General features: G+C 68.1%; 7 protein-coding genes. 1 reads left to right on the top strand and 6 read right to left on the bottom strand.

Features of this window, described 5'->3' with window-relative positions; genetic code table 11:
* Positions 1-217: 217 nt before the first annotated feature.
* Together PSEWESI4_RS03210 and PSEWESI4_RS03205 are read right to left on the bottom strand one after the other, a co-directional pair.
* Positions 218-655, bottom strand: a complete 438-nt coding sequence (locus PSEWESI4_RS03210; RefSeq protein WP_187669732.1) for a DUF4399 domain-containing protein — start codon at positions 653-655, stop codon at positions 218-220.
* A 67-nt stretch (positions 656-722) separates the two neighbouring features.
* Positions 723-1,220, bottom strand: coding sequence for a DUF523 domain-containing protein (locus PSEWESI4_RS03205; protein WP_187669731.1), 498 nt, complete (start codon positions 1,218-1,220; stop codon positions 723-725).
* 209 nt (positions 1,221-1,429) lie between these two features.
* Here PSEWESI4_RS03205 and PSEWESI4_RS03200 point away from each other — a divergent pair, with 209 nt between their 5' ends.
* Positions 1,430-1,993 (top strand): DUF6160 family protein, encoded by a 564-nt coding sequence (locus PSEWESI4_RS03200; RefSeq protein ID WP_408004267.1) that lies wholly within the window; start codon positions 1,430-1,432, stop codon positions 1,991-1,993.
* Here the strand turns inward: PSEWESI4_RS03200 and PSEWESI4_RS03195 are convergent.
* The 4 genes from PSEWESI4_RS03195 to PSEWESI4_RS03180 form a co-directional block, all read right to left on the bottom strand.
* Positions 1,974-2,447 carry a YaiI/YqxD family protein gene (locus PSEWESI4_RS03195; RefSeq protein ID WP_187669730.1) on the bottom strand — a complete coding sequence of 158 codons (474 nt, stop codon included), beginning with the start codon at positions 2,445-2,447 and terminating at the stop codon, positions 1,974-1,976. The genes PSEWESI4_RS03200 and PSEWESI4_RS03195 overlap by 20 nt on opposite strands.
* A 59-nt stretch (positions 2,448-2,506) precedes the next feature.
* On the bottom strand, positions 2,507-4,402 hold the full coding sequence (locus PSEWESI4_RS03190) for a cytochrome c/FTR1 family iron permease (RefSeq protein WP_187669729.1): 1,896 nt from the start codon (positions 4,400-4,402) through the stop codon (positions 2,507-2,509).
* Positions 4,403-4,497: 95 nt separating this feature from the next.
* Positions 4,498-5,124: a homoserine/homoserine lactone efflux protein gene (gene rhtB, locus PSEWESI4_RS03185; protein ID WP_187669728.1), complete on the bottom strand. Its 627-nt coding sequence runs from the start codon at positions 5,122-5,124 to the stop codon at positions 4,498-4,500.
* A gap of 198 nt (positions 5,125-5,322) precedes the next feature.
* Positions 5,323-6,090: a TerC family protein gene (locus tag PSEWESI4_RS03180; protein ID WP_187669727.1), complete on the bottom strand. Its 768-nt coding sequence runs from the start codon at positions 6,088-6,090 to the stop codon at positions 5,323-5,325.
* Positions 6,091-6,092: the final 2 nt, after the last annotated feature.

Below are 6,092 nucleotides of genomic sequence, written 5' to 3'. Positions count from 1 at the left end.
CGAGGACCTGCCCAGCGGCGAGCAGCCGTTCGCCCACGGCGTCACGCTGCCGCAGTGGGAAGGGCGCGACGTCACCTGGCGACTGCTCCGGGGGGTGTAAAGGGAGGCTTCGGCCTCCCTTTTTCGTTTCCTGGGCGTTTGTTGGGCTGGGTTATTGGGTCCCCGCGAACGTGGGGACCCAGAAACCGTGAGGACCCAGAAAAAGAAAAACAGCCGCTCACTTCACCGTCACGGTGATCTTCTCGGAAATCACCGGCGGATCGAGCGGCACGTGGTTCTTGTCGCCGACCAGCAGTTGCAGGGTGTGCTTGCCCGGCGCCAGGGTGACCTGGGTCTCGGTCTGCCCCTTGCCGAAGTGGCGCACGGCGTCGGTGGTGGGCAGCGGCATGTTCATCGCCGGCAGCTCCTGCACGTCGACCAGCAGGTGGTGGTGGCCGGTTTCCGGCACGTCCACGCCGGCCGGCGCCACGCCCATGCCCTTGAGGCCGAACTTGACGGTGAAGGTCTGGCTCACCACGGCGCCGTCGGCCGGCTCGATGAAGTACACCTGGGCACCTTCGGGGGACGGAGTGCGCGGCACTTCGGCCTGAACGGAAGAGATGCCGGCGAACAGCGCGGCGACCAGGCCGAGGGTAGGCAATAGACGACGAGTCATGTTCCTTGCTCCTTGCATTGTTGGAATCAGCACAGACCCCACCCAGGACAAGGGGTTCCCGGCCGTTTCAGCTCCCTTCCGCCTCCAGTTCGGCCAGCGCCCGCTCCGCTTCGGCGAGCTGCGTCTCGTTGAACACCCGCACGCCGGCGCGACTCAGCAGCGCGGCGGTAACGCCCTCGCCGGGCACCCGGTGACCGCTGAAACTGCCGTCATAACCTTCGACATTGCCGCAGGACGGGCTGCGCGCCTTGAGCACCGCGATCCGCACGCCGTGCTGCTCGGCCAGGCGCAGGGCGATCCCGGCGCCGGCCAGGAACGCCTCGGTGACATCCTCACCCGCATCGGTGAGCACCGGCAGGCGGCCTTCCAGCACGGCACCGCCTTGCGCACCGAGGATTTCCGCCGGTGGACGCGGCGTCGGCAGCCCACCGGCCACTTCCGGACAGATCGGCACCACCCGGCCTTCCGCCTGCCAGCGCACCAGCCGCTCGAGCGGACCATTGGCGCCACCGTCGTAGCGTACCCGCTCGCCGAGCAGGCAACGGCTGACCAGTATCTTGTGCATCGCTGTTCCTCACCTCACCATCGGCGGGCACCACAGTCACCCGCCGTAACATCGTCCATGCACCGCCCGCCAAAGGTGCGGCGCGGACGGCGTACAAGGAAGGCCCCCGCCCCATCCTTCGGCGGGAAGCGCCTGGCGCCTCTGGCCAGTTCGCACGCGCGCACCCAGACTCTGCGCACCCCGCGAAGAGAAACGTCGCCATGCCCAGCATACTCCAGCTCCGCACCCTGCTGTCCGCCGCCTGCCTCGCCATGCTGTCCAGCGGCGCCACGCAGGCGGCGCTGGTCGACCTCGACAACCAGACCCTCGGCAACATCACCGGCCAGGCCGGCATCAGCATCCGCGCCGACGTCCAGGCACAGATCGGCCAGGTGAGCTGGATCGACGACGGCGGCAGCCTGTCGCTGCGCAACGTCAGGATCGACAACGGTTGCGTCAACGCCGGCGACTGCCCCAACGGCAGCGGCGGCTTCTTCGCCTACGGCCCGGCGCAGCTCGGCCTGAGCCTGTCGCTGCCGGCCTTCGGCGTGCACATCAACGTCCCCACGCTGAAGGTCGACGTGATCACCGGCAGCAACGGCCAGCAGCAGTTGCAGTTCACCCTGCCGGACCTCACCGGCATCAACGAGCAACTCATGGCGGGCGGCATCCCGGCGCAACGCATCCGGGTACGGGTGGCTGGCGACATGTACGTCGGCGACAGCCGGCTCGGCAGCCTGGTGATCCGCGACATCACCAGCCTGCGCGGCAACATCAGGGTGTGGGGCCACTGACCTCGCGCCTGGCCAGGCGGGTGAGAATGCGGTCCAGGGCGTTGGCGAAGGCCTGCTTCTCGCGCTCGCCATAAGGCGCCTGTCCGCCGCCGACCTGGCCCTGCTCGCGCAGGTCGGTGAACAGGTTGCGCACCGCCAGGCGCTCGCCCATGTTGCGCTCGTCGAACTCGCGGCCACGCGGGTCCAGCGCGGCGACACCCTTCTTGACCAGCCGGTCGGCCAGCGGCACGTCGCTACAGATCACCAGCTCGCCGGGCTGGACGTGCTCCACCAGGTAATCGTCGGCCGCATCCGGGCCACTCGGTACCACGATCAGCCGTACGCAGGCGAAGGCCGGCTTGACCTGGCTCTGGCCGGCCACCAGCAGCACCTCGAACTTGCGCTTGAGGGCGAACTTGATCACCTGGTCCTTGGCCGCCTTGGGACAGGCGTCGGCATCGATCCATACACGCATGGCGTTCTTCCAGCAGAAACGAAGACGGGCGGCCAGTCTGCAACCGGCCGCCCGTGATCTCAAGCCTGAGCGGCCCGCCTGCGTTCGGCCAACCGGCTACGCCCGTAGAGCAGCGCTACCGCCAGCAGGGCGACGGCCTGGGCGCCCAGCGAATAGGCGTCCGGGTGGATGCCCAGCCAGTCGAACTCGAAGAACGGCAGCGGACGGGTGCCAAGCACGCCCGCCTCCTGCAACGCCTTCACGCCATGCCCGGCGAACACCACCGACAACGCGCAGAGCAGCGCCGCGTTGATGGAGAAGAACAGGCCCAGCGGCAGTTTCGCCGAACCGCGCAGGATCACCCAGGCCAGGCCGACCAGCGCCACCAGCGCCACCCCGGCACCGGCGACCACCGCGCCGTGTCCGGCCGGGCCGGCCTGCAGCCAGAGGGTTTCGTAGAACAGGATGACCTCGAACAGCTCGCGGTACACCGAGAAGAACGCCAGCACGGCGAAGCCGAAACGGCCGCCGCCGCTGACCAGGCTGCGCTCGATGTAGTCCTGCCAGGCTGCCGCATGGCGGCGGTCGTGCATCCACACGCCGAGCCACAGCACCATCACTGCGGCGAACAGCGCGGTGCAACCTTCCATCAGCTCGCGCTGGGCGCCGCCGATATTCAGGAAGTACGCCGCCAGCGCCCAGGTGGCGAAGCCGGCCACCATCGCCAGGCCCCAGCCGATATGGACGCTGCGCGCCGCCGCCTGCTGGCCGGTGTTACGCAGGAAGGCGAGGATCGCCGCCAGCACCAGGATCGCCTCCAGGCCCTCGCGGAGCAGGATCAGCAGGCTGGAGACGAAGCTCAGCGACTGGCTCAGGCCATCGCCGCCGAGCAGGTCGGCGGACGCATTCAGCTTGGCCTTGGCGACCTCCAGCAACTGCGCCGCCTCGGCGAACGGGCGACCGTCACGCAGCGCCTGCCGGTAGGCCATCAGGGATTTCTCGGTGTCCTTGCGCAGGTCGGCGTCGAGGTTGTCCAGCGAGCTTTCCACCAGCTCGAAGCCTTCCAGATAGGCCGCCACCGACAGGTCGTAGGCCTGCTCGTGGTCGCCATCGCGGTAGCTCGCCAGGCTCTTGTCCAGGGTGCTCGCGGTGTAGTCGAGCAACTGCCTGGGCCCACGCTGCACCTGCGGCGGCTGGGCACGCTGGGCGCGGAACACGGCGACCGCCTCGGCGCCCTGGCTGGCGGCGACCTCCGCCGGTGTCAGCCGGGCCAGGTCGGCGATATCGAAACGCGGCTCCCGGACGTCCGACGGATCGGCGCTCAGGCCGGCGATGTAGGTGGCCAGGTCCCAGCGCTGACGCTCGTCGAGCTGGTCGGCGAAGGCCGGCATGTCGGTGCCGTCGATGCCCTGGCCGAGGGTGTTGAACAGGTCGTAGAGGCTCATCCGGTCCATGCGCGCCTGCTCGCGCAGGTTGCGCGGCGGCGGCTCCATGCCGACACCCGCCGGACCGTCGCCGGCACCGCTGTCGCCGTGGCAGACCGAGCAATGCTGCGCATACAGCGGCGCGCCGCGAGCCGGGTCGGGCGTGATCAGCGGCGCCTGGCTGACCTCGTAGACCACCGCCAGTTGGGCGCTCAGCCGGCGGGCCTCGCGGGCCACCTCGGCACCGTCCCGGCGCTGCTCGACTGCCGTACGCAGGCTGGCCAGCCCCTGCTCCAGCTCGGCCCGCTGCGGCCGCGCCGGCAGGGCGACGATCAGCCCTTGCAGGTGGGTGAGGAATTCCAGTTGCTCGCGGTACTCGCCGTCATCGACGACCTGGCCGGCGGCGACCGTGGCCGGGTAGTCGGCGGCGATGTAGTCGAGCAGGTGCAGGACCTGGGCGGCATCGCCCAGCGGCTCGGCGGCGAGACCCAGGCTGCACAGCGTCAGGAGGGAGAACAGGAACCAGGAAAGACAACGCGAAGGAAGGGACATAATCAAACGCAAATGAGAACGGGTGAGCGTTGATTCTTACCTTCCTAACGATTTCTGGCAACAGTTTGAAACACTTTCCCTCGAACAGCGGCTCCTCAGGCGGCCCGGCGCACCGTCGCCAGCAGGGCGGCGGCGCCGACGAACATCCCGGCGAAGCTGCGGTTCACCAGACGCTGCTGACGCGGCGAACGCAGGGCCCGCAGCACCTTGGCGGCAAGGCCGGTGTAGCCGGCCATGACGATCAGGTCGACGGTGATCATCGTCACGCCCATCAGCAGGTACTGCGGCAGCAGCGGCGCGTGCGGATCGAGGAACTGCGGCAGCACGGCGAGCATGAAGACGATCGCCTTGGGGTTGCTGACGTTGACCAGGAAGCCGCGCGCCACCAGGGTCAGTGGCCGACCGACCGGACGCGGCGCATCGGCGTGCAGCTCGCTGGGCAACGCCCGCCATTGCTGGACGGCCAGGTAGACCAGATAGGCCACGCCGAACCACTTGATCAAGCTGAAGGCCAGCGCCGAGGCGGCGAGGATCGCACCGACCCCGGCGGCGACGATGGCGATCTGCAGCGCCAGGCCCAGTTGCAGGCCCAGGGCGTTCCAGTAGCCGCGCCAGAAGCCGTATTGCAGGCCGCTGGACATCGACGCGATGGCGCCGGCGCCCGGCGACAGGCTGATCACCCAACAGGCGACGAGAAAGGCAAGCCAGGTGTGCAGGGCCATGTGAATCACCTCGAAATGGTTTCCAGGGAGCGGGGGCTTGGTTTTCTGGTTCCCGCGGTCGAGGGAATGACGTGGACGACTGTCGTCCCCGCGAACGCGGGGAACCAGAAAACGAGCAGAGCGATTGCGCCCACGGAAAGAAAAAGGGGCAGGCCACACAGCCTACCCCTTCCAGGTGACGCCGCCCAGCCTCGCCGGTCAGTCCGGCAGATCCTTGCGCAGCTTCACCGGCTCCGGCTCGGGCCGCTGGTTGCGGCGTGCCAGGGCGGAACGCAGGCGGATGTTGATCGCCTCGACCCCCAGCGAGAAGGCCATGGCGAAGTAGATGTAGCCCTTCGGCACATGCACTTCGAAGGCTTCGGCGACCAGCACGGTGCCGACCACGATGAGGAACGACAGCGCCAGCATCTTCAGTGACGGGTGCTTGTCGATGAACGCGGAGATGGTGCCGGCCGAGGCCATCATCACCAGCACCGAGATGACGATCGCGGCGACCATCACCGGCACGTTCTGCACCAGGCCGACCGCGGTGATCACCGAGTCCAGGGAGAACACGATGTCGATGATGGCGATCTGGATGATGATGCCGAAGAAACCGGCCGAACCGCCGCCGCTCTTCTGCTCCTCCTCGGCGCCCTCCAGGCTGTGCCAGATTTCCAGGGTGCTCTTGAACAGCAGGAACAAGCCACCGAAGAACAGGATCAGGTCACGCCCGGAAATGCCGTGGCCCCAGACGCTGAACAGGTCGCTGGTCAGGCGCATCACCCAGGTGATCGACAGCAGCAGGAGGATTCGCGTGCCCATTGCCAGGGCCAGGCCGAAGAAACGCGCCCTGGGCTGCTGGGCGACCGGCAGGCGGCTGACCAGGATGGAGATGAAGATGATGTTGTCGATGCCGAGGACGATTTCCAGGGCGGTGAGAGTCAGGAAAGCAACCCATATCTGCGGGTCGGCGAGCCATTCCATGT

Source organism: Zestomonas carbonaria (genome assembly GCF_904061905.1).
Taxonomy (GTDB): Bacteria; Pseudomonadota; Gammaproteobacteria; order Pseudomonadales; family Pseudomonadaceae; genus Aquipseudomonas; species Aquipseudomonas carbonaria.
The sequence above is the reverse complement of the archived record's forward strand: the minus strand, read 5'-3'. Positions and strand labels throughout refer to the sequence as shown.

What these genes read in the sequence shown, in the direction of transcription:
- PSEWESI4_RS03210 (WP_187669732.1), bottom strand. Translation starts at nt 655, where the DNA reads ATGACTCGTCGTCTATTGCCTACCCTCGGCCTGGTCGCCGCGCTGTTC.
- PSEWESI4_RS03205 (WP_187669731.1), bottom strand. Translation starts at nt 1,220, where the DNA reads ATGCACAAGATACTGGTCAGCCGTTGCCTGCTCGGCGAGCGGGTACGC.
- PSEWESI4_RS03195 (WP_187669730.1), bottom strand. Translation starts at nt 2,447, where the DNA reads ATGCGTGTATGGATCGATGCCGACGCCTGTCCCAAGGCGGCCAAGGAC.
- PSEWESI4_RS03190 (WP_187669729.1), bottom strand. Translation starts at nt 4,402, where the DNA reads ATGTCCCTTCCTTCGCGTTGTCTTTCCTGGTTCCTGTTCTCCCTCCTG.
- rhtB (WP_187669728.1), bottom strand. Translation starts at nt 5,124, where the DNA reads ATGGCCCTGCACACCTGGCTTGCCTTTCTCGTCGCCTGTTGGGTGATC.
- PSEWESI4_RS03180 (WP_187669727.1), bottom strand. Translation starts at nt 6,090, where the DNA reads ATGGAATGGCTCGCCGACCCGCAGATATGGGTTGCTTTCCTGACTCTC.